Below are 25,871 nucleotides of genomic sequence, written 5' to 3' on the forward strand. Positions count from 1 at the left end.
ACGGTTTCATCCGATACACGAGGAGTCTTGCTGATGGGAACGATCGATTCGAATCTGGCCGCCGATTCCGGGCTCGCAGTCGTGCAGCCGCAATCGACGGCGCTGCGCGAGCTCGTCACGGCGATTGCGGCCGGCGCGGCGGCACGCGAGCGCGGCGAGGGCGATGCGCGCGACGCGATCGCACTGGTGCGCGCCGCGCGCCTCGGCGTCTTCCGCGTACCGAAGCACGAAGGCGGCGCGGGCGCCACGTTGCCGCAGCTGTTCGAGCTCGTGCTCGATCTGGCGGAGGCCGACTCGAATATTCCGCACATCCTGCGCAACCATTTCGCCTTCGTCGAGAAGGCACTGCGCGCGCGTCAACTGCCGCAGTACCAGCGCTGGACCCAACGCGTGCTCGCAGGCGAGCTGTTCGGCCTCGGCGCGAGCGAGCTCGGCACGCAGAACATCGGCGACGGCGACGGCAATACGCGCCTCGAGCCGGCCGGCGCCGGCTACCGGCTGACGGGCACCAAGTACTACAGCACCGGCAACCTGTACTTCGATCACATCATCGTCAATGCGAAGACTTCGGACGGCCGGTTCGTCGGCGCGCGCGTGTCGGTGCGGCAGCCCGGCGTCGACGTGCGCGACGACTGGGACGGCATCGGCCAGCGCCAGACCGCGAGCGGCACCACGGTATTTAGCAACGTCGAGGTCGCGGCCGAAGACGTGCTCGTCTACGCCGACGAAGTGCAGCTGCCGCAGCAGGCTACCTTCGCGCAGCTCTATCTGACGACGATCATCGCCGGCATCTTGCGCCGCGTCGCGAAGGACGCGGTGGAACTGGTGCAGCAGCGCCAGCGCAACTTCTATCACGCAGTGGCGCCGCGCCCGGCCGACGATCCGCTGCTGCAGGAAACGGTGGGCGAGTTGCAGAGCGCGGCGTTCGTCGCCGAGGCCGCGGTGCTGAACGCGGCGGCCGTGCTCGGCGAGGCGTTCGACAGCGCGATCGCCGGCCAGCCCGACGATGCGCTGTTCGTGGAAGCGGCACTGCGCAGCGCCAAAGCGAAGGTCGTGATCGATCAGCTCGCGCTGCAGGGCGCGACGCGCATCTTCGACGTGGGCGGCGCGTCCGCCGCGAAGCAGGCGTCGCAACTCGACCGCCACTGGCGCAACATCCGCACGATTGCCTCGCATAACCCGGGGCTCTACAAGGCGCGAGTGCTCGGCAACCACGCGCTGAACGGCGTACCGCTGCCGGCCGCCGCCTTCTTCTGAGTGATTGCCGCTCCGCTTGCTGCCCGCGAGGCCACAGGCGGACCCCGAGAGTTCTTACTTCCCCGACATCCGACGATGAGTCAATCCAACGTTCCGCTTATTGGTCCCGCCGCGTTGCGCGCCGCGCTTGCTGCCCGCGACGAACTCGCGATCCTCGACGTGCGCGAAGAGGGCGTCTGCGCACGCCGCCGGCTGTTCTATTCGTCCATCGCGCCCGTCGGGCGGCTCGGCCTCGTGGTCGGGCAGCTCGTGCCGCGCCGTACCACACCGATCGTGCTCGTCGACGAAGCCGGCGAATACACGCCGCGCGCCGCCGCGCTGCTGGCCCGCTTCGGCTATACGAACGTGTCGATTCTCGAAGGAGGTGTCTCAGGCTGGGAGGCGGCCGGCTTCGAGGTGTTCAGCGGGACCAACGTGCCCGGCAAGGCGTTCGGCGAAGTGATCGAGCAGCGCCTCCACACCCCGAATATCGATGCGCCGACGCTGAAGCGTCTGCAGGATGCGGGCGAGAACATCGTGGTGCTCGACAGCCGCCCGTTTCCCGAATACCAGACGATGAACATTCCGGGCGGCATCGAATGCGCCGGCGCCGAGCTCGTCTATCGCGCGCTGGCGGCAGCGCCTTCGCCCGATACGCTGATCGTCGTCAACTGCGCGGGGCGCACGCGCAGCATTCTCGGCGCGCAATCGCTCGTCAATGCCGGCATCCCCAATCCGGTCGCCGCGCTGACCGGCGGTTCGATGTCATGGCTGCTGGCCGGGCTCGAACTCGAGCGCGGTCAGATCCGCACGGCCCCGCGTCCCGACGAGACCGCGCTCGCCGGCGCGCGCACGCTTGCACAGCGCGCGGCGGCCAAAGCGGGTGTCGTCGAGATCGACCGCGCGACGCTTGCGCGCTTCGAAAGCGAAACGGCGACGCATACGCTGTACCGCTTCGACGTGCGCAGTCCGCTGGAATACGAAGCGGGCCATCGCGCCGGCTGGCGCTCGGCGCCCGGCGGGCAGCTCGTGCAGGCGACCGACGAGTACGTCGGCACGTTGCACGCGCGGGTCGTGCTCGGCGACGACGATGGCGTGCGGGCGCGTATGACCGCGTCGTGGCTCGTGCAGCTCGGTTATCTGCAGGTGTTCGTGCTGGCCGATGACGACGCTTCCGCCGCTTTCGAAGCCGGCCCCGAGCCGCGCGAAGTGCTGCGGACTCCTGGCCGCACGCGATGGATCGAAGCGGATCGGCTCGCGCGCGCGCTCGAAGCGGGCAGCGTGCAGGTGGTGGACGTGGACAGCAGCCTCGCGTTTCGCCGCGCGCATATCGCCGGCGCGCGCTTCATTGCCGCGAGCGCGTTGCAGGATCTTGTCCCTCGCATCGACGACCCGGCGCGCCAGCTCGTGCTCACGTCGAGCGACGGCGTGCTCGCCGGCCTGCTCGCCGACGAGTTGCGCGAGCGGCACGCGAACGTCGCGGCGCTGCTCGGGGGTACCGCGCGCTGGCTCGCACTCGGTCTGCCGCAGGCCGCGGGCGACGACGGCAATCTGACCGGCGACGACGATGCGTGGTACAGCCCGTATCACTACCCGCCGGGCCAGGCCGCGCAGCAAATGGAGTCGTACCTCGCATGGGAGCTGCAACTGGTGGCGCAGCTCGAACGCGACGGCATCGCGTCGATCGACGTGATCGACTTCGACACCGCCACCCGCGCGCGCAGCGCCGAATGGCTGGCGACGCTACAGAGCACGGTGTGAGCGTGCACGGCCATCGATCGTTGCAAAGGACACAAACATGAGCGCGTCTCGCAGACTGCATCTGAACACAAACGTTACCGGCATGGGCCGTCATCCCGCCGGCTGGCGCACGCTCGACAACCCGAAGTCGATTGTCGACCTCGGCTTCTTCACCTCGATCGCCCGGATCGCCGAGCGCGGCAAGCTCGATGCGGTGTTCCTGTCCGACGCGCTGGCGTTGCGCGGTCACGCGCACGGGCCCTCGCAGTCGCTGGAGCCGACCGTGCTGCTCACGGCGCTCGCCGGCGTGACGCAACACGTCGGGCTGATCGGGACCGCATCGACGACGTTCAACGATCCGTTCAACCTCGCGCGCCGCTTCGCGTCGGTGGACCATCTGAGCGCTGGGCGGGTCGCGTGGAATGCGGTGACGACTTACGACCCGCAGGCGGCCGCCAATTTCAGTTTCGGCGAAGCGCCGGACAAGCCGGCGCGGTACGCGCGCGCGGCGGAGTTCGTCGACGTCGTGCTGAAGCTATGGGATAGCTGGGAAGACGATGCGCTCGTCGCCGATCGCGCGAGCGGCCTCTATGCGGACCCGGCGCGCGTGCACGCAATCGGGCATCGTGGGCCGCATTTTCAGGTGCGCGGGCCGCTGAATTTGCCGCGCAGCCCGCAAGGCAGGCCGGTGCTCGTGCAGGCCGGCGGATCGGAAGCCGGCGTTGCACTCGCCGCACGCGATGCCGACGCGGTGTTCACCGCGCAGACCACTTTCGAGGGCGCACAGGCGTTCTACCGCGACATCAAGGCACGCGCCGCAGCGCACGGCCGCGATCCGGCTCATCTGCTGGTCCTGCCCGGCCTCTATCCGGTGATCGGCGGCACGCTCGCCGAGGCGCGCCAACGCAAGGCCGAGATGGACGCGCTGCTCGAGCGCAGTGCGGAACTCGCGAAGTTCGCCGGCGCGCTCGGTGTCGAGCCCACCGATTTGCGTCTCGATGAGCCGCTGCCGTATGAGCTGATCGACAGCGGTGCGCGCTCCGACGTCTCCGGCGGCTTTATCCGCTCGACGGTGCTGCTCGCCCGCAGCGAGAACCTGACGGTGCGCGATCTGCTCGATCGCAATCCCGGCGCGCACCGGATGCTGGTGGGTACGCCGGAGACCATCGCGGACGACATCGAGCGCTGGTTCACCGGCCGCGCGGCGGATGGCTTCAATCTGAATGCGGATGTGTTTCCGTCGGGGCTCGCGGATTTCGTCGATCAGGTCGTGCCGCTGTTGCAGCGCAAGGGCATCTTCCGCCGCGAGTACGAAGGCACGACGCTGCGTGAACACTATGGTCTGCCACGGCCGCCCAGCCGCTATGCCGATGCGCAAGCGGGCCTCGCCGCCGCGGCCGATGCGGTCTCTTGAAGGAGGGAAAATGAGTATGACCACACGTGATTCCACTTTTGCGGTGACTCCCGCGCCGGCTGCCGGCGCGATGTTACTGCGACGCTTGACGCTGCGCGAACCGTTGCTGCGTTGCCTCGTGCCGGTGCTGCTGATCGCGGTGTGGCAGCTGGCTTCGTCGCTGGGCGTGGCGAGCGAATTCGTGCTGCCGTCGCCCGCGTCGGTGCTCGCCGCGTATCGCGAGTTGTGGCAGTCGGGCGATCTGCAGGACGCGCTGAAGGTGTCGCTCGCGCGTGCGGCGCTGGGCCTGCTGATCGGCGGGGGCGCGGGGATGCTGCTGGGCGTGGCCTCCGGCTTGAGCAAGTCCGCCGAACGCGGCTTCGACAGCGTGCTGCAGATGCTGCGTACCATACCGTTCATCGCGCTCGTGCCGATCTTCGTCGTGTGGTTCGGCATCGGCGAAGTGTCGAAGGTCGCGCTGATCGTGGGAGCGGCCATTTCGCCGATGTATCTGAGCACCTATCACGCGATCCGCGGTATCGACCCCAAGCTGCTGGAACTCGGCCGCACGTTCCGGCTGACGCGCGCGCATCAGGTCCGCCTGATCATCCTGCCGATGTCGCTGCCCGGCATACTCGTCGGCGTTCGCTACGCGGCGGCGATCTCGCTGCTGGCGCTGGTGGCCGCTGAGCAGATCAACGCAAGCGCGGGCATCGGCTACATCCTGAACAACGCCAACCAGTTCCAGCGTACCGACATCATCATCGCGGGCATCCTCGTGTATGCGGCGCTGGGGATCAGCGTCGACGCGCTGCTGCGCTACATCGAGCGCAAAGCGCTCGCCTGGCGAGGTGCGCATGTCTGAGCTCGCATACCAGACGGATCGGCAGACGGCGTCAGTCGTCGCGAGCCTGTCGCGCGTCGGCAAGCGCTACGGCGAGAACGCTGTGCTCGATCAGGTCGACTTCACGGTGCACAAGGGCGAAGTGGTCGCGCTCGTCGGACCGTCCGGCACCGGCAAGACCACGTTGCTGCGACTGCTCGCCGGACTCGAATCGGCAACGAGCGGCCGCGCGGAAGTGTCGGCGAATACCTCGGTGGTGTTCCAGGAACCGCGCCTGATCGGAGCGCTGCGGGTGTGGGCGAACGTGCTGCTGGACGACGCGCGCAAGCCGGATGCAAAAGAACGGGCGCGCGCCGCGCTGCAAGACGTGGGTCTCGAAGACAAGCTGTCGAGTTGGCCCGTCAGCCTTTCGGGCGGCCAGGCGCAGCGCGTGGCCGTGGCTCGCGCGCTGTATCGGCGGCCCGACCTGATGCTGCTCGACGAACCGTTCAGCGCGCTGGACGCGTTCACACGGCGAAGCATCCAGAGTCTCGTGCTGAAGCTGTGGGACCACTACCGGTTCGGCCTCGTGATCGTGACTCATGACCTCGACGAGGCATTGATACTCGCCGACCGGATCGTAATTCTTTCCAAAGGCAGGATCTGCCACGAAACGCGGGTCGATTTGCCGCGCGAGCGTGACGTGACCTCGCCCGAATTCAATGCACTGAAGCGTGACCTGCTGCGGCAGTTTTCGCTCAGCGTGTCCTGACTTTTTTCATTCATCACCGGGGTTGCCATGTCGCTAAAGAAATCGCTATTCGGAGGTGTTGCCGCATTGCTTGCTACTTTCACGCTCGCGTCCTCGGGTACGGCTCACGCCCAAAGCCAGCAGGCCGATCTGAAGAACGCAAAGCTCGTGATCGCCTATCAGGACCCCGCATTTCCCGCGCTGATCCGCAAATCGGGCGTGGTCGACGGAACGCCTTACCAGATCGAATGGGTGCTGCTGACCGGGCCGGCCGCGAATCTGTCCGCACTGTACGCGGGCCGGATCGATCTGGGTCACATGGGCGACACGTCGCTCACGATCGAGCAGGCCAACGCGCGCACCGATTGGACCAAGGACTCGACGCCGTTGCGCATCGTCGCGGGCTGGCGCAACGCGTATTCCAAAGACTATCCGCCGGAGATCACGGCGCTGCGCACGAGCTCGGGCATCACGAGCGTACAGGCGATCAAGGGACACAAGTTCGGCTACAACTACGGCGGCTATAACCATGCGCAATATCTGGCGACGCTGGTCAAGGCGGGGTTGAGCGAGAAAGACGTGCAGCCGATCAAGTTCGCGGACGGCGCGACATCGGCGGCGGGCTTCAACGCGGGGCAGGTCGACGTCTATTCGGGCGCCCTCGGCCCGGTCCTGCCGACGATCAGGTCGGGCGCGGGCCACGTTCTGCTGAGCGACCGCGACACGAAGATTCCGGCGCTCAACGTATGGACGACGACTTCCGCCAACCTGAAAGATCCCGCCAAGGTCGCGGCACTGCAGGATTTCTTCTCCCGCATGTCGGGTTACTGGTCCTGGCACGATTCGCACAAGGATGAGGTGATCGGCATCCTCAAGGACACGCTGAAGATCTCCGATGAACGCGCCGCGTTCGAGTACCAGGTTCGCAGCGGCAGCTTCGTCAAGTTCGACAAGGGCCTGCTCGGTGAGGAACAGAACATCGCCGACATCCTGTACGACGGACACGCGATCCGCAAGAAGGTGAAGGTCGACGTCGAATACGATCCGCGCTTCAATGCCGCGCAGAAAGCGATCTGGCCGATCCCGTCCAGGGACTGATTCGCTGTTGCGATCCCGGATGCCGCGCGACGTCCTCACGAGAACTGATCACACGACCATGACGACAACCACGAACGAATCGAGCAGCGTTATCGCCGCACAACGCCGTGAAGCGATACAGAATCTGCTGGCCGACGCCCGCTCGATCATCCTTGAAAAGGGCGTTACGCGCGAAGCATTGAAGGCGATCAGCGCGCTGCTACTCGAGCTCGCGACGCGTCACACACTGTTCGACGCCGCTGATTTTCCGCCGCCGCGCCTCGACGGCGGCGATACCTCGACCCGCTACAGGCTCAATCCCGGCGAAGACGGACTGGCGTTGTATCTGAATTCGCTGCTGCCCGGCAAGACGACGATTCCGCACAACCACGACACATGGGCCGTAATCGCGGCGATCGAAGGCGCGGAGCTTAACCGTATCTACCGGCGCACCGACGATGGCCGCGACCCGGAGCGCGCAACGCTCGAACTGTTGCACGAAGTGGTGGTGCGGCCCGGCATTCCGATCGCCTTTCTTCCCGACGATATCCACAGTATTCACGTCGGCGGCGCGGAGCCGACGCTGCATCTTCATCTGTATGGCCGTCCGCTTGAAATGCTGACGGGCCGCCTCGGCTTCGAAACCGATACCGGCCTCGTGGTGCGCTACAACGCGAAACACCTGCAGCGCGCGACCCAGGCAGTCGGTTGATGGCATCGTCCGATCCCAACTTCGGGCTTTCCGATTCTCCAATGGCAGACACTTTTTCGCTGATCCCCGCGACCACCGTCCGTGAATGGTTGAACGACGACGAAGAGATCGCTTTCTTCGACGTGCGAGAAGCTGGCGAGTTCGGCGAAGGCCATCCGTTCTTCGCGGTTCCATTGCCGTATAGCCGGCTCGAACTCGATATCGTCCGCCTCGCGCCGCGGCGCGAAGTACGCATCGTCCTGCTCGATGCTGGCGCGGATGACGAAGCAATCTCACGGCGCGCCGCACGTCGGCTTCATGCGTTGGGCTACACGCGGCTGTTCGTTCTGAAAGACGGCGCGCGCGGCTGGGCCGCGGCCGGCTACACGCTGTTCAAGGGCGTGAACGTGCCGTCGAAAACCTTCGGCGAACTCGTCGAGCATGCGTACGAGACGCCGCACATTTCGGCGGCCGATCTCGCCAGATTGAAGACGGAGCGCGCGCCGCTGATTCTGCTGGACGGACGCACCGTCGAAGAGCACACGAAGATGACGATTCCGGGCGCGGTGAGCTGCCCCAACGGCGAATTGGCTTATCGTTTCGGTGCGCTGGCGGCGGACCCGCGCACCCCTGTCGTGATTCATTGCGCGGGGCGTACGCGCAGCATCATCGGCGCGCAGTTGCTGCGCAGTCTGGGCGTGCCGAATCCGGTCGTCGCGCTCGAAAACGGCACACAAGGCTGGGCGCTTGCCGGTCTGGAACTGGAGCGCGGCAGCGCGCGACGCTATCCGGATAGCGTCGAAGACAGTATATCGAGCGAAGCGCGTGACCGTGCGGCGTCACTTGCTGCACGGTTCGCCGTGACCACGCTCGACGCACGAGCCGCGCAAGCATGGCTCGACGCCGCTGACCGCACCACCTATCTGCTCGACGTGCGCAGCGCCGCCGAGTTCGCGCGCGACGGCGTGCCCGCCGCCGTGCACGCACCCGGCGGACAATTGCTTCAGGCAACGGATCAGACCATCGGCGTGCGCCGTGCTCGCGTGCTGCTGGTCGATTACGACGGCATACGCGCGCCTGTCATGGCGACATGGCTCGTGCAACTGGGCCTTGAAACCGCGTTGGTCCAGGAGCGGGATGCACACGCACTGAAGCGTCACGGGCCGCACGCCACTGCGCATGGCCCGGTCGAAGAGGACCTGATCGATGCGGACGGACTGCGCAAGCTGCGCGGCGCAGCAGACGTGCACGTGCTCGATCTGCGCTCCAGCGCCGCGTATCGCGGCGGCCATCCCGAGCGGGCGCGCTGGTCGATCCGTCCACGCTTAGCTGCGGCACTTGAGAAAGCGCGGCGCTCGCATCGCATCGTGCTGCTGGCGGATTCACAGGAGTTGGCCGCGCTCGCCGCGTTCGATCTGCGCGAGGCTCGCTTCAGCGATGTATCGATTGCGAAAGACGGCATCGATACATTCAGGCAAGCAGGCTACGCGATCGAAGCGTCGCCGCGAACCCCTGCGGATAGTGAGCGGATCGACTACCTGTTTTTTGTGCATGACCGCCACGAAGGTAACCTCGATGCGGCGCGGGCCTATCTCGCGTGGGAAACCGGCTTGATTGCGCAGTGTGCGCCAGACGAGCTTCGCCAGTTTTGCATCGACGTGCAAGCGGCCCACGCGGACACGCTTGCCCAGCCGATTCGTTGATGATCGCGTGGTCCCCGGACTACCGGATATCGACGATGGCTTCGCGTGCATCGATCTTGCGCAGGACGACGTGCTCGCGATAAGCGAGATCGGCGCAGTCCTGCTGAGCCTTGACGACTTCGTCGGTGAGCGGATAGTGGACGCCCGATTCGAGCCGCGGCAGCGCCCGCGTCCAGATTTCCAGCCGAATAGCCGTGTTCTGCGACAGGCACTGCGCCGTCTGCCTGCATGCTCGATCAAACCGACCGTGAATGTCACTCGCGGCCGACGGCATCACGATCACCGCATTCTTTCATTCTGCAGAATGCTTATCAGGCCACGCACGGAATGAATATTCCGATTGATTGGTTTGTGCGTGGCGTGCGGGTTCTTACACTTGGTCGCTCTTCATACAGGAGTGTCATCCGTGAGTTCCTCTGCACAATCGAATCTGGACACCTCATTTGAAAATCTGCGCATCCGGCGTGTGGCGGGATTGATTGGCGGAGAAGTTCAGGATTTCAAGCTCTCGCCAGCGCTCGACGAGTCCGTGATCGACACGCTCCATCGCGCGCTGGTGAAGTACAAGGTGCTGTTCTTTCGCGATCAGGGACATCTGGACGATGTGTCGCACCAGGCGTTCGGCGCACGATTCGGCCAAACCGTCGCGCATCCGACCGTGCCGTCGCCGGAAGGCACGGCGCTGTTCGAGCTGGACGCGTCCAAAGGTGGCGGCCGTGCAGATTCCTGGCACACGGACGTCACTTTCGTCGATGCGTTCCCGAAGATTTCCATTCTTCGCGGCGTGAAGATTCCGGCTTACGGCGGCGATACCGTGTGGGCCAACACGGCCGTCGCCTACGAACGTCTGCCGGACGATCTGAAGCGGCTCGCCGACTCCCTGTGGGCCGTGCATACCAACGATTACGACTACGGTGCAGAGCGTATAGCAGGAACCGACACGCAGTCCGCCGCGGCGCGTCTCGCGCATCACCAGAACGTGTTCGTTTCGGCCGTTTACGAGGCCGAGCATCCGATCGTGCACGTGCATCCAGTGTCGGGCGAAAGAGCCTTGCTGTTGGGCCACTTCATCAAACGCATCGTGGGTTTGTCGAGTTCGGAGTCCGCGCGAATCTTCGAGATCCTGCAAAACCGCGTGATCCGCCTCGAAAACACCGTGCGCTGGCAGTGGCGTCAGAACGATGTGGCGATCTGGGACAACCGCGCAACGCAACACTACGCGGTGAACGATTACGGCACCCAGGAGCGCCTCGTGCGTCGCGTGACGGTGGCGGGCGAGCGCGCGGTTTCCGTCGACGGCCGTCATAGCCGCACGCTTCGGCGGCCGGAACCGACGACGCAAGTGGACTCGAGGCAGGCCACGCGCGAGCCGGCCGCTTCCGCCGCTTGAGCGGGTTCGACGATTAACATTACGAGGCACTCCGCACATGACACAACGACGACGCCTGCTTCAGGTCGCCGCCGTATTGGGCGCAACGGCGATGCTGCCGGGCCTGGTTCGCGCGCAATCCGGCGCAAAGAAGTACGCCGGTGTGACGCTCAACGTATCGGTGTTCAGCACCGCATACACGAAACTGCTTCAACAATGGTTGCCGGAATTCGAAGCAGCGAGCGGCGCGAAGGTGAACTTCGATACACCTTCGTTTCCGGTGTACAACCAGCGCGCTGACCTCGAGTTGTCCACGCGGGGTTCCGCGTATGACGTGCTGAACGTCACGTTCATCTACAGTAGCCGCTGGATCAATTCGGGCTGGCTGACACCGCTCGACGACTTCATCAAGAATCCCGCGCTTACCGCGGCGGACTGGGACGTCAAGGATTTCCTGCCGGGCGCGCTCGCGTCTGAAACCGGCAAGGACGGCAAGCTGTATGGCATCCCCTGGAATGCCGAAGCACTGCTGTCAGGCTCGTCGCGCTTCGATCTCGTGAAGGCAGCGGGCTTCGCGTATCCCGACACGACCGACGATCTCGTCAAGGTGCTGAGGGCCGTCAACAAGAAGGAACGCGTCGCGGGCTACGTCGCGGACAGCCACTATGGCTGGACCTTCGTCCCGTATCTGCAGGCATTCGGTGGCAATGTGTTCCGCGCGCCGCCAGACGACCTGTTTCCCACGCTCGACACGCCGGAGGCGATTGCCGCCGCGGAGTATTACGCGAACCTGATCAGCGAGTTCGGTCCGGACGGTGGTGTGACGTACACGCCCGATCAGGTCACGCAGGCCCTGATGCTCGGCCGCACGAATTTTACGGATGCAGGTCAGATCTACCTCGCCCAACTCGGCGACCCCGTGGCGAGCAGGACCGTGAAGACTGCGAGCTTCGGGCTCGTGCCGAAGGGACCGGCCGGACGTTTTCCCGGCGTCGCGGTGCACGGCCTGGGCATTCCCGCCGGCTCGAAGAACAAGGAAGCGGCGTGGTCATTCATTCAGTGGGCGCTGTCGAAGCAGATCACACGGCGGACCGTCGCTGCCGGTTACGGATCGCCCGCGCGGCGTTCGGACATAGACTCGAAGGAATTCCGCACGCGGCAGTTGATCAGTGGTCACGATCTTGCGGAGCTTTCACTGCAATCCATCGATCTCGCGGCGAAATCCGGTCATATGAAGTACCGCACAGTCGCGGTCTATCCGCAGGTCGATCAGCAGCTCAACGCGGCGATCGCGCGCATCGCGACGAAGCAGCTGTCGGCACGCCAGGCGATGCAGCAGGCGCAAGCGGCGTCGATTGCGGAACTGAGACGGGCCGGCATCAAGATCTGACGGCTACGATATGTCGACGCCATTACTTCCCGCTGCGAGCTGGGTGTCGCAACAGCGGCGCGCATTCCTGCTCGGGCTGACACCGTCGTTGATCGCCTTGGCGGCCGTCACGCTCGTGCCGACTGTGGTGCTCATCGTCGTCAGTCTGACTCCGCTGAGCCTCACGAACCCGGCCGCGAGTTTTCGCTTCGACGATCCACTCGTCAACTATCGGCAACTGCTGCACGACACGCGGTTTCTGGATTCGGTGCGCACGCAGCTCAAGTTGTCGGTGGCGAGCGTAACGTCACAACTGGCTATCGGCCTCGGGCTTGCGCTGCTGCTCGACGGCAAGTCGGCGTTTCTCAGGGGCGTGCGTACCGTTTTTCTAATTCCGATGGTGTTGCCGCCGATTGTCGCCGCGCTGATCTGGAAGATCCTTTATTCGCCGGATATCAGCCCGCTGCATCGTGCGCTGGAGTCGGCCGGTTATCCGGTGAGTTCGTTGATCGCGAATCCGTCGACCGCGCTGTGGGCGGTCGCCGCCGCCGACACGTGGCAATGGTTCCCGTTCACGATGCTAATGGTGCTGGCCACATTGCAGACCATTCCCGACGATCCGCTCGAAGCGGCGAGCCTCGATGGCGCGGGGCGCTGGCAATTGTTCCGCTATATCGTGCTGCCATACCTGCGTCCGGTGCTGGTGGTCTGCGGATTGTTTCGGCTCATCGACAGCTTCAAGGCGTTCCCATTGATCTACGTGTTGACCAACGGCGGCCCCGGCACCGTAACGGAAGTCACCAACTACTACAGCTTCATCGAGGCGTTCAATTTCTCTTATTGGGGCTACGGGAGCGCGATAGCGACGGTCATCCTCGTCGGTGTCTTCCTGCTGAGCTGGCTGGTCGGCAAACTCGGATGGAATAGCCATGACGCAGACTAGTAGTTCGATCGATCGCGATCTGCCCGGCGCAATTGGAGTGAGCGAAGACGGACACACGGCGCCTGTCGGCCGCCGACGCCGCAAGGCCACGAGGATGTATCGGCTGGGTGCGGCGTTGCAATCTCATGCGCGCGCGGTGGTAGTCGTCGCGCTGCTGCTGGTACTGCTGTTTCCGTTCCTGTGGCTCGTGCAATTGGCGTTGCGTCCCGCTGACACGATATTCGACGACGGGCTGCTCTTCAAACCGACCCTCGATGCCTTCAGAGGTCTATTTCATAGCAGCTTCGTAGGCTCGTTCGTGAACAGCCTCATAGTCAGCACGCTGTCCACGCTGCTCTCGTTGCTGATCGGCGTGCCGGCGGCTTACACGCTGACGCGCTGGAAGTTTCGCGCACGCAAGCAGGTCGCGCTATGGATTCTGACCACGCGTATGGCGCCGCCAATCGCATTCACGATTCCGTTCTATCTCGCTTATCGGTGGCTCGGACTTCAGGACACAATCGCGGGCCTTGTGATCGTGTATCTGACGTTCAATCTGTCGATTGTCGTCTGGCTCATGCAAACCTTCTTCGAGGCCGTGCCGCGCACACTTGAAGAAGCCGCGCAGATCGACGGCTGCGGCATCTGGCAAGCCTTCTGGCGCGTCACGCTGCCGCTTGCGGCGCCTGGACTCGCGGCCACTGCCGTGCTGTGCTTCATCTTCTCGTGGAACGACTTCTTCTACGCCTTGATTCTCACGCGGACTAATGCGATCACCGCGCCGGTGTCGATCGTGAATTTTCTCCAGTACGAAGGCTGGGAATGGACCAAGGTCGCCGCCGCCGGCACGCTGGTCATGCTGCCGGTCGTTCTGTTTACGGTACTGGTCCGTACATACCTGGTGCGCGGCCTGACCGCGGGCGGACTGAAGGACTAAAAGGAATTGCGAAATAGGGGATTCAACGCGCCATGTCTTCGCTCAGCATCCGCAATGTTCATAAACGCTACGACAATACCGAGGCCATTCGCGGCATCGATGTCGAAATCGCCGAAGGAGAATTCGTGGCGCTCGTCGGTCCGTCGGGCTGCGGCAAATCAACGTTGCTGCGGATGATCGCAGGACTGGAGTCGGTCACAGAAGGCGACATCATGCTGGGCGATCAATCGATCAACGAGTTCGCGCCGAAAGATCGCAACATCGCGATGGTGTTCCAGAATTACGCGCTTTATCCGCATATGACTGTCGCGCAGAATCTTGCTTTTTCTCTGCAATTAAAAGGCGCGTCCAAGGCGGAGATGGCGGTACGCGTGAATGACGTGGCGCAAAGCCTTGGACTGACTCCGCTGCTTGAACGCCTGCCGCGCCAGCTATCGGGGGGACAAAGACAGCGCGTCGCGATGGGCCGCGCGATCGTGCGGCAACCGCAGGCCTTCCTGTTCGACGAGCCGCTGTCGAACCTCGACGCGAGCTTGCGCGTCAAGATGCGCACGGAGATAAAGGCCTTGCATCAGCGGCTGCGTACCACCACGATTTACGTAACGCACGATCAGGTCGAAGCGATGACGATGGCTGACCGTATCGTCGTACTCAAGGATGGATTGATCGAACAGGTGGGCACGCCGCTCGAACTGTATGACACGCCGCGCAATGCGTTCGTTGCGGGGTTCATCGGCTCGCCGTCGATGAACTTCATTCACGGACACCTGGATCTAAACAATGGTGCACGCGTGATAACGGACGGTGGCCTGCAGTTGCCGTTGGCGACAAGGCCCAACGCGGAGCAAGGAGCCCGCGTCGTTTATGGCGCGAGGCCTGAAGATTTCCGGCTGGATGCAAGTGGACGCGGCTTGCCGGCTGAAGTGGTGGTAGTGGAACCGACCGGATCGGAGACGCAGATAGCGGTGCGCTTTGCCGGGCAGGATCTCATCGTCGCGTATCGTGAGCGTATCGACGCCCGGCCGGGGGACCGGATCCATCTGCTCCCTTGCGGGGAGCGGGCGCATCTGTTCGATGCGTACAGCGGAGGCCGGTTGAATTAAAGAGTAAAGAGACGACGATCTTCGCAGACCTTTGCGGAGCGCGGTCATACTAGAAGTTCTGGCTGCCGGTTTCGCAATAGACGAGGCTGCTTGGCATCGCGAGATTGGGGTTCCCGCTTACCGGCGAGGCGCTTTCTTGCGCAGACGCTTTGCAGAGCCGCACAAGCAGATTCACTCAGAGGTCGCAAATTGAAGCAGTGTGCGCCAGAGTATCAACGCGGCGCTGCGGCATGAACGCGAGGCAGCGGTCGGTGCCCATTACATCAGGCGAAGCACGATTCTTTGAAGAAGGGAGGGCAGGTCGCGTCGCTCGACCACCACGAGATGAATGAAAATTTCATCGTCGCGGACCTGATAAATGATCCGGTTCTTGTCAGAAAGGGCCTGCCCGAAACCGTCATCGAAAAGCCCTCAGTTCGGTAAGCGTATGACCGGTAGCGGCGGACGACATAGCTTCTGAGTTCGTCGATGCCGATCCGCGCGGTCGGGAGAGTGCGGTATTTCAGCAGCGGTGCCGCCATCAGCGGAGCTTTTCCTGACGATCGAGCTCGTTGAGTTCCGCAAAGAACTCGTCGCCATCGACGTGATCGCCGCATTCGATCCGTTTCTGGCCGACAGCCAGGATTTTCAGGAGCGCGAGGGTCTCTGCCGTGTCGATGACCTCTGCCGCAGTTCAGGCACCTTCGCGAGACTGGCGCGGGTCACCGGGTTCGCAATCAGTCCATAGAAGCGGCGCATGAACTCGCCGGCCCCGAGGGTCATGGTCTTGTAGCGGGTCCGCCCCTTCGGACGATAGTCCTTCCAGCGGAACGTCACGCCGCGCTCGTCGAACGCAAGCCTCGGCCAGCGCAATCCGAGAAACGAACCCCGGCCGCTCGGCCGACTGGGACTCCATTAGCGCCGTCCCCTTCTTCGATTGCACGAACTGGTCCAGGCGAAGTAGCAGACCTGGACGTTAGTACCAGCCTGCGCGGATCATCGCGCGCACGATTGCCTCAGCAGCAGGTGTAAGCGGCGGCAAGGCCTCTACCAAGCGGAGATGCGGCGAGCGCACATCCGGCGCGGTGAAGCGTCCGATATCTTCAATGTCGGCCTCCAGCCTATGAACCGGCAGGTCCGCACTGAAAAGCAGCAGCCGTATGTGGTCGTAGAGCGCGTCTTCGGCTGGATCGATGACTGTAGTCTCCATCATTCCTTTTTCTTGGGCGGCGACGTTGGCCCAACCGGGCCAGGGCGAAACTGCAAGAGGCGAGGCGGGCAGTGCGGGCGTGCCGCACGGTACCCGCTTCGCTTCTCGGCGGCTGGCATCGGGTCGGTGCTCTTTAGGTCCGTCGGACATACCGTTCAGAAACGACCGAGCGTCCATGGATCCAGGCGACCGCAAGCTCCAGCGCTTCATCGCGCGCCTCCTCCACGTTGGAGAAGTCTCCATCAACGCCGAGCGTGCGTATCTCACCTGCCCGATCGGTGACGACGGCCGTCGCTGCGTAGCGACCCTTCTCGGTGGCGGTAACCACCGGCCTGATCTCACAGCCGTGATACTCCATCATGTTCTCCGCTTGCATATCACACCTCCGGCAGAGTGTTGTACCTCAGGCGACACAGATGATTCGGGATATGCAGCATCTCACGAAGCGCGAACCTGACCACGCGCTACAGTTCGCCTGCCCGTGGGAAGCCCCACCGACAAACAGATCGAAACACGCAACGCTTGGTCGCGACTGCCTGAGCGATGGATAAAATAGCGCAAGGAACGCAAATTTCAAGAGGCCCTGCAACATGTCATCCGGGAGGCTTCATGGAACTTTTCGACAGACTTCAGGAGCAGATCGACACCGTGCGTCTGCCGCTCTTTGCCGTCACCGTCACGGCGGTGGCGCAGGTGAATACCCCGCTTTTTGCGATACTCCACTGGCACGGATTCCGGCGGGCGACGCCGCTTGTCCTGCCCGGCATCGAGATCCCGCGACGTCCCGTTCCGGGGTCGGCCTTTCGCTTCGACGCACCGTGGCACAGCTTCGAGACCGTGGACGCCATGCTGCTGGATGCCGCCTGGCAATCCGGCGCGTGGGACGTCGAGCGCGTCGAGCGCCGAGGCTGCAACGTGATCGGTGCCAGCGAGGCCGAAGCGCTCGCTTGCCGTCAGGCGTTCGGAAGCTATCCCGAGCACGGGGCCCGCGACCCGCAGCTCGTCAGTGACGATATGGACCGCGACGCGCTGATGCGTCTTGCCGCGCACAGCGGCTACCTGCGTTGGCTATTCCGCCCGGTCAAAGGCGGCCTTTGGGGCACGCTCAACGAACCCGACGACACCCTCGATGCGGATGGTGGACGCCAGCCGCCCTGTCCGGTGCCGCCTGAACCCCTTCGCCCGGATCGGCGCGGCCGCACGGTTTATCGCCTCGGCAAGGTGCAGCGCCTGCTGCTGCCGCGTTGAAATATTCTGTTACAAATAGACATTTCCACGCCCCTTGAAGCGCGGCATTGGCGCCTCTATTTCGCTTTCCGCCAGACATTGGCTCGGCTGCACCGCGGCGAATTACGCGCCCGGATCCCCGCAGCCGGATTCCCTTTTGGTGATCCTTTAATCGCTCAGGAGATGGAAATGCAGATTCGTCCCCTCTACGACCGGGTTATCGTCAAGCGAATCGAAACGCAGCGGACGACGGCTTCGGGCATCGTGATTCCCGATTCAGCGGCAGAAAAACCAGAACAAGGCGAAGTCGTCGCGGTCGGCAGCGGTCGGCTGCTGCAGGATGGAACGCTGCGCGCGCTCCAACTGAAAGTCGGTGATCACGTGCTGTTCGGCAAATACGCAGGCCAGACCGTTAAGGTCGACGGCGAGGATTTGCTCGTCATGCGCGAGGAAGACGTCATGGGAGTCCTCGAGGCCGACGCGGGCGCCGCCCGAAAGGCCGCCTGAAACCGCGTTACGGTCGCGGACACCCGACCGGCTGTTCGCGATGCGTTTAGTCGACGACTTTACCAGGAGCAAGAACATGAGTGCAAAAGACGTCAAATTTCATGACAGCGCTCGCGCCCGTATCGTCAAGGGCGTGAATGTCCTCGCCGATGCCGTCAAGGTCACGCTCGGACCCAAAGGACGCAACGTGCTAATCGAGCGCAGCTTCGGCGCGCCGACCATCACGAAAGACGGTGTGTCGGTCGCAAAGGAAATTGAACTGAAGGACCGCTTCGAGAACATGGGAGCGCAGGTGGTCAAACAGGTCGCCTCGAAGACCGCTGACGTGGCTGGCGACGGCACTACCACCGCCACCGTGCTGGCGCAGGCCATCGTGCAGGAAGGCATGAAGCACGTCGCCGCTGGCATGAACCCGATGGATCTCAAGCGCGGCATCGACAAGGCTGTGGCGGCAGTGCTCGACGAACTGCGCAATCTGTCGAAGCCGATTTCCACCAACAGGGAGATCGCGCAGGTAGGTTCGATCTCGGCGAATTCCGACGAGGCGATCGGCAAGATCATCGCGGAGGCGATGGAAAAAGTCGGCAAGGAAGGCGTGATCACCGTCGAAGACGGCAAGTCGCTCGACAATGAGCTGGATGTGGTCGAAGGCATGCAGTTCGACCGCGGCTACGTGAGCCCCTACTTCATCAACGATCCGGAAAAACAGGCCGCGTATCTCGACGACGCATTGATCCTGCTGCACGACAAGAAGATCTCGAGTATCCGGGACCTGCTGCCGGCTCTCGAAGCGACCTCGAAGGCCGGCAAACCGCTGCTGATTGTCGCGGAAGATATCGACGGTGAAGCACTGGCCACGCTGGTGGTCAACGCAATGCGCGGCATCCTGAAAGTTGCGGCCGTCAAGGCCCCCGGCTTCGGCGATCGCCGCAAGGCCATGCTCGAGGACATCGCCGTGCTCACCGGCGCGACCGTGATCTCCGAAGAGACGGGCAAGCAACTTCAGAACGCAACACTCGAGGACCTGGGGCGCGCCAAGCGCGTGGAAGTTCGCAAGGGCGACACGATCATCATCGACGGCGCAGGCGACGAGAAGCGCATCGAGGCACGCGTGAAGTCGATACGTGCGCAGATCGAGGAAGCGACTAGTGACTACGATCGGGAGAAACTGCAGGAGCGCGTTGCAAAGCTCGCAGGCGGCGTGGCCGTGATCAAGGTCGGGGCGGCGACCGAGGTTGAGATGAAGGAAAAGAAAGACCGCGTCGACGACGCGCTGCACGCGACCCGCGCGGCAGTGGAAGAAGGCATCGTGCCGGGAGGTGGCGTGGCGCTTTTGCGCGCGCGTTCGGTCGTGACGAGCCTCAAAGGCCTCAACAGTGATCAGGACGCGGGCATCCAAATCGTGCTGCGCGCACTCGAAGCGCCAATGCGCGTCATCGCCTCGAACGCTGGCGATGAGCCGTCCGTGGTCATCGCCAAGGTGCTGGAGGGCAAGGGCAACTTCGGCTACAACGCGGCCACTGGCGAGTTCGGCGATCTCGTCGAGGCGGGAGTGGTCGACCCCACGAAGGTTGCGCGCACGGCGCTGCAGAACGCCGCGTCGATTGCCGGACTGATCCTGACGACGGATGCAACGGTGGCTGAAGCGCCGAAGGACGAAAAGCCGGCGCAGGCGAGCACGCCGGAACTGGAGTATTAACCGCTTCGGTTCCGCTCCGCACCGGTCAGCGAGGCTGACCGGTGCATTTTCTTCATGGCATGTGGGTCGTACTGGATCCGAACCAGTGACCAACGGATTAAAAGTCCGCTGCTCTACCAGCTGAGCTAACGACCCAATCCTCTCTTTTTCGCCGTTATAGCGCTTTGGACGCTCGCCCTAACTGATACCGCTCGCGCGACTCGCGGACGGTGCCGGCTTGATTTTCGGCACGGTCAACGTGAGTACCCCGTTGTCGAATTTCGCAAGCGCGCGACCGGGATCAGCGTATTCCGGCATCGGGATCGTGCGTACGAAGTGTCCATGAGCACGCTCCAGCCGATAGCAGCCGTTTTCCTCACTATGCACATCCTGCTTTTTCTCACCGTGCAGCACGATCACGCCGTCCTCGACGCTTGCACTCACGTCTTCGCGCTCCATCCCGGGCAGTTCTGCGGTGACGCGCAGCACCGGTCCCTCGTCGACAACGTCGATGCGCGGCTGGAAGCGCGATGAACTGAAGTCGCCGAACCATCGTTCGAGCGCGCCGTGGCCAGCAAACGGGTCGTGAAAGAACTCTTCCACTGAGCGCCACGGCTCGCGGGAGAACAGTCGAGGAATGTCGGGCCATGCACTACGCCACTGTTCGCCGGCTGGCGTGCTCTCCGGGTTGTCCGCATCGGTCTTTGGCGCAGTCCCGCGAAGGAACTTGAAAGGGTTCCACTTCTTCGAATCGCTGTTCATCGTTTCCTCCTCGGTGATCTGTCAGAGCGAACAGGATTGCGTTCTTGCGTCACGGCGCGATCAGGACCCGGGCCTGCGCTGTCGGAGGGTGGCAGCCAGGCCGCCGCCACCTCGCGTGCTTCCTGGCGTTGCCGCCGACACGCCGACTTCAGCCGGTACTCACTTCGATCCGCCGCGGACGCGCTTCGTCGCGGCGCGGGATCGTGAGCTTCAGTACGCCGTCCTTCAGGCTCGCCTCGATCTTGGACGTATCGAAGTCCGGGGAGAGCGTGAAGGTTCGCGCGAAGCGTGGCTCACGGATCTCGGCGTGCTGCAGCCGCAGATTTGCCGGTGTCGGCACGACCGCCTCGGCCTCGATGGCGAGATTGCCGTCATGAACCCGCACATCGAGCTTCTCTTTGGTGACTCCCGGCAGGTCCGCCCACAACGTGACGCCCTGGGTGTCCTCGTAGATATCGACAGCGGGAGTAATCGTCATCCGCCGCGCGGACGACCCGCTTTCGCTGCGCGTCACCGCGGACGGTTCGCGCTTGCTCAGTTCAGTGGTATCGCTCATTTTCGCCTCCTGGAATTACTGGACGGTGATCGCGCGAGGCTTCGACGATTCGCGCTTGCCGATAGCGATCGACAGGCAGCCATTCTCGTAGCGCGCCTCAACCTTGTCGGGATCTGCGTTCTCCGGCAGCTCGATGACCCGCCGGAACGCGCCAGTGAAGCGCTCCTGCGCATAGACACGGGCATCCTCGCCGGTATCCGGTCGCGCTGGCTTGCGCTCACCGCTGATGGTCAGCAGCCCTTTATCGATCGATATGTCGAGTTCGGCCGCATTGACGCCGGGTGCAAACGCGACGATGTGAATCGAGTCGTCGGTGGCGCCAATGTTGACGGGCGGGAGCGAGCCGAGGCGGCTTGCCCGAAGACTGGAGGGGAAAGTACCGAAGAAGTGTGCCATCTGCCGCTGCAGCCGGTCGAACTCGCTGAAGAGGTCAGTGCCATAGTAGAGATCGCTCATGATGTAGTTCTCCTCAAGTGACGCATGGAGGTGAACCAGCCTACACGCTCCGGTTCGCCTGCCAGCGTCTGGCAAATAAAACGAAACACGCAGCGTGCGATCCCGTGAGCACCGCACGTCTGCCTGAGCGAAAACTAAAATAGGCTCTGCGGCAGATTTTTCAAGGGAAGAGTGCAGGGGCACGCTTGAATTTTTTGAGGCCGGTCCTATTATCGCGGACGAGGCCGTTTGACCACAGGAGGAGGTCATGGAATTCGATACAGACTGGTTGACGCTGGGCCCGCACCGCGTGCGGCTGCGCTCGACGAAGGGCTTCCCGACGGAAGCCATGCGCAAAGCGGTGGAGGTAGTACGCATTGCGGTCGACAGCAACATGAGCGCCCGCGCGCGCCTCGTAGAAGTTGTCTGCCGCCAGGAGAAGATTTACGAAGTCACGATTGGCACAACAGTGGCAAAGGACAAGGCATGTGCGCCACAACTCGAAACTTTTATCGCTGGCGTGCTTGGGCTCCCATCGGACCACATCAACCTGATCGTCACGACGGTGGAACAGTCCGAAGTGGATTTGCACTTTGGCGTGTATGAGAGGATGCTCGCCGAAAAGCTCGGTACGGCGCCGCCAATCCAGTGACACGGCACGCTCGCAAGCGGAACAACGGTCTGCTGGCGCAGCCCCGATAGGCTCCCCTAGCTACGGGGTGTGCCAGTGTCTGGTCACGCGGATTCAGATACCTGAAAGTCTGACGATTTCCCGTGTGGCGCGCGTTGCGATCTATCTTTGCGCGGCTGTGCGGCTGACGCCTTACCTCGGCAGTACCAAGGCCTCGGCAGCATTGAAGAACTTGAATTTTGTAGTGAGTTAAACTAATTTATATCCAGCTCAGGCAGTGTGCTGAATCATCCACTAATTGCACACTGCGTGTTTCGATTTGTTTGCCCCGCAGCATGGCAGGCGAACTGGAGCGCGCAAGCCCGTTCTCTTCCTTGCTGCCTATAAGGAGAAGACAATGAGCGACCTTCACCCTCGCCCGTACTCCAATCTGTTCGAGCATCTGAACCGCACGACTGCCTCCGTTCTCGACGTTCTACGATCGCTTCGGGAACGCGCTGGTCGCTTGCTCGATGCACAGGTCACCGCAATGCGAACGACGATCCGACGGTGGATCTCGCACATACGGAGGCGCTAGCGCAAAGTGATTGACAAAGCATGCGGCGCCGATGCCTTTCACCACAGCGGGGAATTGGACAGGGGCGCCACGCTCGCTTAGCCGTTGGCGCCACTGGCGTGCGCGACAGTTAGCCAGGCGATGACACGGTGATCCGATGAAGACGATAAAAATCGAGCGGTGCAACGGATACGAGATTGGTATCAGAACGGTCCTTGTGCATGACGGCAACGGCAGGCCAGAGGCTGACGCAACTTCGGCGGGCGGCTATGCTGCGTTCGTGCAGATCGCGCGTGACGGCGAGGTCTGCGTGGACTGGCACATGCCGCAGCGTCAAAGACGCTGCGCCACGCGTGAGGATGCCCAAGCGCAGGCGATGGACTACGCAGTTCACCTGGTCGAGCGGCGCCCATTCGACGGACTGCCTCCGGATTTTCCGGATGCCGCCTGATGGCGTCGTCAAGCGTGAGCAGAGACGCGCAATTCGAAAGAGGTCATGGTGGAACTTCATTTGCATTCACATCGTTTCGATAGCCGCATCAGGGAAGTGGAAGAGGAGCAGTGACGTGCAGGCGAGCGTCACTGGACGTCAAGAGGTTTGCGCCATGAAAAGACGATTGTGTGTCCTTGTCCCAGCAGCCATGATCGCTGGGTTATGGTCAGAGAACGTCATGTCGGCCAGCCCCCTGCCGACGTTGCCGCTGCAGCATGACATCTGGATCACCGGGACCGTGGAGCGTGGGGGCGGGAAGTACGCGCTGGGTGACTATCCGACGATAGTGCTGGATCGACCTTCCACTTCCCCCTGCAACGACTCGGTGCTCTCGGACATCCCTCTTGCCGACGGAGGCGAGGCAGCGCCCTCACTGCTGCTGCCGTACCTGAACCAGCGGGTTGCAGTCAAGGGACGCGTAAGCTGCCCTGACTCGGGGATTCAATTTACGCCGCAACCGGACGTCGTGTTTCCCGTCTGGTAAGGCAAGGGGAAGCACACGACCATCACCTTTCGGCAGCGCCTGACCAGAGTCACACATCCGTGGTCGGCGTCCGGACCATCGCGCTCGATGGCAGGCAAGCCGGCCGTGCCGCTGCCGTTGCCACGCTACGCGTGCCGCCGCAGTGCATCGACCAGCGCTAAAGGCTTGCCGTGCCTGGCCACGCCGCGCCGCTGGTGTGGAGCTTCACATTGTCGGGGCACGCTGATCGCCGCCGCTACCGTATCAGCGTGAAGCGGCCCGGCGTAGCATCTCGTTCATGCGTGATCTCTTCCGGGGGCTGCGTGCACTGAACGTCGCCGATGAGCGTATCCGCTTCGAAGCATTCGGATCACAACACTCACTCGGACACGCATCAATGGCGTCGCGCGCCCCTTAGCTCACCAGCGGTGGCCGGGAGCGTGACGTTCCGCCGGTCGGCCCGCATGATCGACTGGGAGGAACAGGGCAGCGTTTCGCAACTGGCCGAGGCGAATGGGATAGCTGCACCCTCGTCGTGCCGCGCGGGTGCCTGGGGCAGTTCGCGAATACGCACGGCGACGAAACCTCGGCGCTACTGACATTTATGACAGCGCGTCCGCTCCGTCTACCGCGACCGACTTGCGCCGGTAGCCCGCGGTCGCGAGCAGCAGGCTGCGCGTGTATTCGTGCTCGATCTGCTGCGCGCGGATGGATGCGATATCGCGTTGCTCGACAATCTCACCATGGCGCATGACCGCGACGCGCGAGCAGAGAAAGCCCACCACCGCCAGATTGTGGCTCACCAGCATCATCGTCAAATTGCGTTCGCGATGAAGCCGTGTCAGCAGGTTGAGGATTTCGGCTTGCACGGACACATCGAGCGCGGACGTCGGCTCATCGAGCAGCAGCACGCGCGGTTCGACGATCAGCGCCCGAGCAATTGCGACGCGCTGCCGCTGCCCTCCGGACAGCTGATGCGGATAGCGGAAACGATAAGAGGGACCCAAGCCGACTTCGCGCAGCGCATCGACAATGCGTTCTTCCTGCCCGCCGATGCCGTTGATGGTCAGCGGCTCGCGCAAGCTCTGATCGATTGTGAAGCGCGGATGCAGCGAGCCGTATGGGTCCTGAAACACCATCTGCACGTCGCGTCGGAAGGAGCGGTCGAGCTTTTTTCCGAGCACATGCGAGCCGATTTTCATATGGCCGCCGGCGACCGGCGCGAGACCGGTCAACGCGCGCAGGATCGTCGACTTGCCGGAACCCGATTCGCCGACCAGTCCGAACACCTCACCTTCTCCGACATGAAAGCTCGCCGCGCGCACCGCGTCGAAGCGGCCGGTCCTGGTTTTGAAGCGTACCGTCAAAGCGTCGACATCGATCATGCTGATTCTCCTGCCGGTTGCGTGAGCCATGCCGCGTCCCGCTTCAGCACGGGCAGTTGCTCTGGCGGATCGACAAGCGGAGGATTCGCCGCGAGCAGGGCACGCGTGTAGGGATGCTGCGCGTGGACGAGATCGCGTGCCGCGCAGGTTTCCACGACACGTCCCGCGAACATCACGACGACGCGGTCGCAGAATGACATGACGAGGGGCAGGTCGTGGCTGATAAAAATGAGGCCAGTGTCATGTTTTGCGATCATCTCGTCGAGAATCCCGAGGACCTGCATCGAGACGAGCACGTCGAGCGCGCTGGTGGGTTCATCGGCGATCAGCAGACGCGGCCCGGACGACACCATCATGGCGATCATCACGCGCTGCCCCATGCCACCCGACAACTCGTGCGGGTAGGAGTCGGCGACACGCTCCGGATCGCGGATATGCACCGCTGCCAGTGCCTCGATGATTTTCTCGCGTATCTCGCGGCGGCCGAACTTCGACCCGTGCAGTTCGAACGCTTCGCGCATTTGCTGCGCGACGGTCATCACCGGGTTCAGTGAGTATTTCGGATCTTGCAGGATCATGCCCATCTGCTGGCCGCACAGTTGCCGGCGCTTGCGCGCCGGCATGGCAAGCAGATCCTGACCGTCGAACTTCATCGCCTTCGCATGACATTGCGCCTCAGGCGGAAGCAGGCCGAGCAGCGCGCGCCCGGTCAGCGACTTGCCGGAACCGGATTCGCCGACGATGCCAAGCCGCTCGCCGCGCCGCAGCGTCAGCGAAAGGCCGCGCACCGCCTCGCTCAATTCGCCGCCATGACCGCGAAAGCCGATCCGCAGGTCGTCGATTTCACACAAAATCCGGGCCATCTCGACTGGCAT

At 63.3% G+C, this 25,871-nt stretch carries 29 protein-coding genes, 1 tRNA gene and 1 pseudogene; 20 read left to right on the top strand and 11 right to left on the bottom strand.

Annotation, left to right across the window (positions count from 1 at the left end):
* Positions 1-33 precede the first annotated feature (33 nt).
* From BC1002_RS28035 to BC1002_RS28070, 8 genes are all read left to right on the top strand, one after another.
* Positions 34-1,257 (top strand): acyl-CoA dehydrogenase family protein, encoded by a 1,224-nt coding sequence (locus BC1002_RS28035; protein ID WP_013093363.1) that lies wholly within the window; start codon positions 34-36, stop codon positions 1,255-1,257.
* A gap of 75 nt (positions 1,258-1,332) precedes the next feature.
* Complete coding sequence (locus tag BC1002_RS28040) at positions 1,333-2,997, top strand: rhodanese-like domain-containing protein (protein ID WP_013093364.1); 1,665 nt, start codon at positions 1,333-1,335, stop codon at positions 2,995-2,997.
* 37 nt (positions 2,998-3,034) lie between these two features.
* On the top strand, positions 3,035-4,390 hold the full coding sequence (locus BC1002_RS28045) for an LLM class flavin-dependent oxidoreductase (RefSeq protein WP_013093365.1): 1,356 nt from the start codon (positions 3,035-3,037) through the stop codon (positions 4,388-4,390).
* 10 nt (positions 4,391-4,400) lie between these two features.
* A complete protein-coding gene (locus BC1002_RS28050) occupies positions 4,401-5,234 on the top strand; it encodes an ABC transporter permease (protein WP_013093366.1) in 834 nt (277 codons plus the stop codon).
* Positions 5,227-5,964: an ABC transporter ATP-binding protein gene (locus tag BC1002_RS28055; RefSeq protein WP_013093367.1), complete on the top strand. Its 738-nt coding sequence runs from the start codon at positions 5,227-5,229 to the stop codon at positions 5,962-5,964. Before BC1002_RS28050 ends, BC1002_RS28055 begins: the two co-directional genes overlap by 8 nt.
* Positions 5,965-5,991: 27 nt before the next feature.
* Positions 5,992-7,041 (top strand): ABC transporter substrate-binding protein, encoded by a 1,050-nt coding sequence (locus tag BC1002_RS28060; RefSeq protein WP_013093368.1) that lies wholly within the window; start codon positions 5,992-5,994, stop codon positions 7,039-7,041.
* A gap of 58 nt (positions 7,042-7,099) precedes the next feature.
* A complete protein-coding gene (locus tag BC1002_RS28065) occupies positions 7,100-7,732 on the top strand; it encodes a cysteine dioxygenase family protein (protein WP_013093369.1) in 633 nt (210 codons plus the stop codon).
* A 41-nt stretch (positions 7,733-7,773) separates the two neighbouring features.
* On the top strand, positions 7,774-9,414 hold the full coding sequence (locus BC1002_RS28070; RefSeq protein ID WP_041735562.1) for a rhodanese-like domain-containing protein: 1,641 nt from the start codon (positions 7,774-7,776) through the stop codon (positions 9,412-9,414).
* Between the two features lie 19 nt (positions 9,415-9,433).
* Here BC1002_RS28070 and BC1002_RS28075 read toward each other — a convergent pair whose 3' ends face one another.
* Positions 9,434-9,688, bottom strand: coding sequence for a type 2 periplasmic-binding domain-containing protein (locus tag BC1002_RS28075; protein WP_013093371.1), 255 nt, complete (start codon positions 9,686-9,688; stop codon positions 9,434-9,436).
* Positions 9,689-9,820: 132 nt separating this feature from the next.
* On the opposite strand from BC1002_RS28075, the gene BC1002_RS28080 reads away from it, so the two are divergent.
* From BC1002_RS28080 to BC1002_RS28100, 5 genes are read left to right on the top strand one after another with little or no spacing between them, the layout of a single operon-like run.
* Positions 9,821-10,804: a TauD/TfdA dioxygenase family protein gene (locus BC1002_RS28080; protein WP_013093372.1), complete on the top strand. Its 984-nt coding sequence runs from the start codon at positions 9,821-9,823 to the stop codon at positions 10,802-10,804.
* A 37-nt stretch (positions 10,805-10,841) separates the two neighbouring features.
* Complete coding sequence (locus BC1002_RS28085) at positions 10,842-12,173, top strand: ABC transporter substrate-binding protein (RefSeq protein ID WP_013093373.1); 1,332 nt, start codon at positions 10,842-10,844, stop codon at positions 12,171-12,173.
* Positions 12,174-12,183: 10 nt separating this feature from the next.
* Positions 12,184-13,095, top strand: a complete 912-nt coding sequence (locus tag BC1002_RS28090) for a carbohydrate ABC transporter permease (protein WP_013093374.1) — start codon at positions 12,184-12,186, stop codon at positions 13,093-13,095.
* The gene (locus BC1002_RS28095; protein ID WP_013093375.1) at positions 13,082-14,011 is read left to right on the top strand and encodes a carbohydrate ABC transporter permease; all 930 of its coding nucleotides are present in this window, start codon (positions 13,082-13,084) and stop codon (positions 14,009-14,011) included. Before BC1002_RS28090 ends, BC1002_RS28095 begins: the two co-directional genes overlap by 14 nt.
* Positions 14,012-14,043: 32 nt before the next feature.
* Complete coding sequence (locus BC1002_RS28100) at positions 14,044-15,114, top strand: ABC transporter ATP-binding protein (protein WP_013093376.1); 1,071 nt, start codon at positions 14,044-14,046, stop codon at positions 15,112-15,114.
* Between the two features lie 263 nt (positions 15,115-15,377).
* Here the strand turns inward: BC1002_RS28100 and BC1002_RS37995 are convergent, their stop codons facing one another.
* On the bottom strand, positions 15,378-15,635 hold the full coding sequence (locus tag BC1002_RS37995; protein ID WP_013093377.1) for a hypothetical protein: 258 nt from the start codon (positions 15,633-15,635) through the stop codon (positions 15,378-15,380).
* Here BC1002_RS37995 and BC1002_RS38300 point away from each other — a divergent pair.
* Complete coding sequence (locus tag BC1002_RS38300) at positions 15,626-15,841, top strand: hypothetical protein (protein ID WP_041735565.1); 216 nt, start codon at positions 15,626-15,628, stop codon at positions 15,839-15,841. The genes BC1002_RS37995 and BC1002_RS38300 overlap by 10 nt on opposite strands.
* Here BC1002_RS38300 and BC1002_RS39830 read toward each other — a convergent pair.
* The 3 genes and pseudogenes from BC1002_RS39830 to BC1002_RS28115 all read right to left on the bottom strand — a co-directional run.
* Positions 15,778-15,951: pseudogene (locus BC1002_RS39830) on the bottom strand (transposase); the annotation flags it as partial. The gene BC1002_RS38300 and the pseudogene BC1002_RS39830 sit on opposite strands and share 64 nt — an antisense overlap.
* A 118-nt stretch (positions 15,952-16,069) precedes the next feature.
* Positions 16,070-16,306, bottom strand: a complete 237-nt coding sequence (locus tag BC1002_RS28110) for a hypothetical protein (RefSeq protein ID WP_013093378.1) — start codon at positions 16,304-16,306, stop codon at positions 16,070-16,072.
* Between the two features lie 130 nt (positions 16,307-16,436).
* Positions 16,437-16,679, bottom strand: a complete 243-nt coding sequence (locus BC1002_RS28115) for a hypothetical protein (RefSeq protein ID WP_013093379.1) — start codon at positions 16,677-16,679, stop codon at positions 16,437-16,439.
* Positions 16,680-16,912: 233 nt separating this feature from the next.
* On the opposite strand from BC1002_RS28115, the gene BC1002_RS28120 reads away from it, so the two are divergent.
* The 3 genes from BC1002_RS28120 to groL all read left to right on the top strand — a co-directional run bounded on the left by BC1002_RS28120 (position 16,913) and on the right by groL (position 19,736).
* On the top strand, positions 16,913-17,551 hold the full coding sequence (locus BC1002_RS28120) for a hypothetical protein (RefSeq protein WP_013093380.1): 639 nt from the start codon (positions 16,913-16,915) through the stop codon (positions 17,549-17,551).
* 168 nt (positions 17,552-17,719) lie between these two features.
* Entirely contained in the window at positions 17,720-18,037 is a 318-nt protein-coding gene (locus tag BC1002_RS28125) for a co-chaperone GroES (protein ID WP_013093381.1), read from the top strand.
* A 76-nt stretch (positions 18,038-18,113) separates the two neighbouring features.
* Positions 18,114-19,736, top strand: coding sequence for a chaperonin GroEL (gene groL / locus BC1002_RS28130; RefSeq protein ID WP_013093382.1), 1,623 nt, complete (start codon positions 18,114-18,116; stop codon positions 19,734-19,736).
* A gap of 62 nt (positions 19,737-19,798) precedes the next feature.
* Here the strand turns inward: groL and BC1002_RS28135 are convergent.
* The 4 genes from BC1002_RS28135 to BC1002_RS28150 all read right to left on the bottom strand — a co-directional run bounded on the left by BC1002_RS28135 (position 19,799) and on the right by BC1002_RS28150 (position 21,489).
* A tRNA-Lys gene (locus BC1002_RS28135) sits at positions 19,799-19,871 on the bottom strand.
* Between the two features lie 42 nt (positions 19,872-19,913).
* Positions 19,914-20,477 carry an Hsp20/alpha crystallin family protein gene (locus BC1002_RS28140; RefSeq protein ID WP_013093383.1) on the bottom strand — a complete coding sequence of 188 codons (564 nt, stop codon included), beginning with the start codon at positions 20,475-20,477 and terminating at the stop codon, positions 19,914-19,916.
* A 148-nt stretch (positions 20,478-20,625) separates the two neighbouring features.
* On the bottom strand, positions 20,626-21,033 hold the full coding sequence (locus BC1002_RS28145; RefSeq protein ID WP_013093384.1) for an Hsp20/alpha crystallin family protein: 408 nt from the start codon (positions 21,031-21,033) through the stop codon (positions 20,626-20,628).
* A gap of 15 nt (positions 21,034-21,048) precedes the next feature.
* Positions 21,049-21,489, bottom strand: coding sequence for an Hsp20/alpha crystallin family protein (locus tag BC1002_RS28150; protein WP_013093385.1), 441 nt, complete (start codon positions 21,487-21,489; stop codon positions 21,049-21,051).
* Positions 21,490-21,736: 247 nt separating this feature from the next.
* Here BC1002_RS28150 and BC1002_RS28155 point away from each other — a divergent pair, with 247 nt between their 5' ends.
* The 3 genes from BC1002_RS28155 (at position 21,737) to BC1002_RS28165 (ending at position 23,632) form a co-directional block, all read left to right on the top strand.
* Positions 21,737-22,120 carry a hypothetical protein gene (locus BC1002_RS28155; protein WP_013093386.1) on the top strand — a complete coding sequence of 128 codons (384 nt, stop codon included), beginning with the start codon at positions 21,737-21,739 and terminating at the stop codon, positions 22,118-22,120.
* 692 nt (positions 22,121-22,812) lie between these two features.
* Positions 22,813-23,106 carry a hypothetical protein gene (locus BC1002_RS28160; protein WP_013093387.1) on the top strand — a complete coding sequence of 98 codons (294 nt, stop codon included), beginning with the start codon at positions 22,813-22,815 and terminating at the stop codon, positions 23,104-23,106.
* Between the two features lie 154 nt (positions 23,107-23,260).
* A complete protein-coding gene (locus BC1002_RS28165) occupies positions 23,261-23,632 on the top strand; it encodes a hypothetical protein (protein ID WP_013093388.1) in 372 nt (123 codons plus the stop codon).
* A gap of 581 nt (positions 23,633-24,213) precedes the next feature.
* Here the strand turns inward: BC1002_RS28165 and BC1002_RS28170 are convergent.
* Together BC1002_RS28170 and BC1002_RS28175 are read right to left on the bottom strand one after the other, a co-directional pair.
* Positions 24,214-24,996, bottom strand: coding sequence for an ABC transporter ATP-binding protein (locus tag BC1002_RS28170; protein WP_013093389.1), 783 nt, complete (start codon positions 24,994-24,996; stop codon positions 24,214-24,216).
* Positions 24,993-25,871: an ABC transporter ATP-binding protein gene (locus BC1002_RS28175; protein WP_013093390.1), complete on the bottom strand. Its 879-nt coding sequence runs from the start codon at positions 25,869-25,871 to the stop codon at positions 24,993-24,995. The genes BC1002_RS28170 and BC1002_RS28175 overlap by 4 nt, the downstream gene beginning before the upstream one ends.

Origin of the sequence: Paraburkholderia atlantica, assembly GCF_000092885.1 — a bacterium.
GTDB lineage: Bacteria > Pseudomonadota > Gammaproteobacteria > Burkholderiales > Burkholderiaceae > Paraburkholderia > Paraburkholderia atlantica.

Excerpts from the sequence above, each read along its gene's own strand:
- BC1002_RS28175 (WP_013093390.1), bottom strand. The coding sequence starts at position 25,871 with ATGCCAGTCGAGATGGCCCGGATTTTGTGTGAAATCGACGACCTGCGG.
- BC1002_RS28125 (WP_013093381.1), top strand. The coding sequence starts at position 17,720 with ATGCAGATTCGTCCCCTCTACGACCGGGTTATCGTCAAGCGAATCGAA.
- BC1002_RS28100 (WP_013093376.1), top strand. The coding sequence starts at position 14,044 with ATGTCTTCGCTCAGCATCCGCAATGTTCATAAACGCTACGACAATACC.
- BC1002_RS28045 (WP_013093365.1), top strand. The coding sequence starts at position 3,035 with ATGAGCGCGTCTCGCAGACTGCATCTGAACACAAACGTTACCGGCATG.
- BC1002_RS28120 (WP_013093380.1), top strand. The coding sequence starts at position 16,913 with ATGGAACTTTTCGACAGACTTCAGGAGCAGATCGACACCGTGCGTCTG.
- BC1002_RS28110 (WP_013093378.1), bottom strand. The coding sequence starts at position 16,306 with ATGATGGAGACTACAGTCATCGATCCAGCCGAAGACGCGCTCTACGAC.
- BC1002_RS28145 (WP_013093384.1), bottom strand. The coding sequence starts at position 21,033 with ATGAGCGATACCACTGAACTGAGCAAGCGCGAACCGTCCGCGGTGACG.
- BC1002_RS28155 (WP_013093386.1), top strand. The coding sequence starts at position 21,737 with ATGGAATTCGATACAGACTGGTTGACGCTGGGCCCGCACCGCGTGCGG.
- groL (WP_013093382.1), top strand. The coding sequence starts at position 18,114 with ATGAGTGCAAAAGACGTCAAATTTCATGACAGCGCTCGCGCCCGTATC.
- BC1002_RS28075 (WP_013093371.1), bottom strand. The coding sequence starts at position 9,688 with ATGCCGTCGGCCGCGAGTGACATTCACGGTCGGTTTGATCGAGCATGC.
- BC1002_RS28065 (WP_013093369.1), top strand. The coding sequence starts at position 7,100 with ATGACGACAACCACGAACGAATCGAGCAGCGTTATCGCCGCACAACGC.
- BC1002_RS37995 (WP_013093377.1), bottom strand. The coding sequence starts at position 15,635 with ATGGCGGCACCGCTGCTGAAATACCGCACTCTCCCGACCGCGCGGATC.
- BC1002_RS28055 (WP_013093367.1), top strand. The coding sequence starts at position 5,227 with ATGTCTGAGCTCGCATACCAGACGGATCGGCAGACGGCGTCAGTCGTC.
- BC1002_RS28070 (WP_041735562.1), top strand. The coding sequence starts at position 7,774 with ATGGCAGACACTTTTTCGCTGATCCCCGCGACCACCGTCCGTGAATGG.
- BC1002_RS28170 (WP_013093389.1), bottom strand. The coding sequence starts at position 24,996 with ATGATCGATGTCGACGCTTTGACGGTACGCTTCAAAACCAGGACCGGC.
- BC1002_RS28165 (WP_013093388.1), top strand. The coding sequence starts at position 23,261 with ATGAAAAGACGATTGTGTGTCCTTGTCCCAGCAGCCATGATCGCTGGG.
- BC1002_RS28150 (WP_013093385.1), bottom strand. The coding sequence starts at position 21,489 with ATGAGCGATCTCTACTATGGCACTGACCTCTTCAGCGAGTTCGACCGG.
- BC1002_RS28035 (WP_013093363.1), top strand. The coding sequence starts at position 34 with ATGGGAACGATCGATTCGAATCTGGCCGCCGATTCCGGGCTCGCAGTC.
- BC1002_RS28140 (WP_013093383.1), bottom strand. The coding sequence starts at position 20,477 with ATGAACAGCGATTCGAAGAAGTGGAACCCTTTCAAGTTCCTTCGCGGG.
- BC1002_RS28060 (WP_013093368.1), top strand. The coding sequence starts at position 5,992 with ATGTCGCTAAAGAAATCGCTATTCGGAGGTGTTGCCGCATTGCTTGCT.
- BC1002_RS28115 (WP_013093379.1), bottom strand. The coding sequence starts at position 16,679 with ATGCAAGCGGAGAACATGATGGAGTATCACGGCTGTGAGATCAGGCCG.
- BC1002_RS28050 (WP_013093366.1), top strand. The coding sequence starts at position 4,401 with ATGAGTATGACCACACGTGATTCCACTTTTGCGGTGACTCCCGCGCCG.
- BC1002_RS28040 (WP_013093364.1), top strand. The coding sequence starts at position 1,333 with ATGAGTCAATCCAACGTTCCGCTTATTGGTCCCGCCGCGTTGCGCGCC.
- BC1002_RS28160 (WP_013093387.1), top strand. The coding sequence starts at position 22,813 with ATGAAGACGATAAAAATCGAGCGGTGCAACGGATACGAGATTGGTATC.
- BC1002_RS28095 (WP_013093375.1), top strand. The coding sequence starts at position 13,082 with ATGACGCAGACTAGTAGTTCGATCGATCGCGATCTGCCCGGCGCAATT.
- BC1002_RS28085 (WP_013093373.1), top strand. The coding sequence starts at position 10,842 with ATGACACAACGACGACGCCTGCTTCAGGTCGCCGCCGTATTGGGCGCA.
- BC1002_RS28090 (WP_013093374.1), top strand. The coding sequence starts at position 12,184 with ATGTCGACGCCATTACTTCCCGCTGCGAGCTGGGTGTCGCAACAGCGG.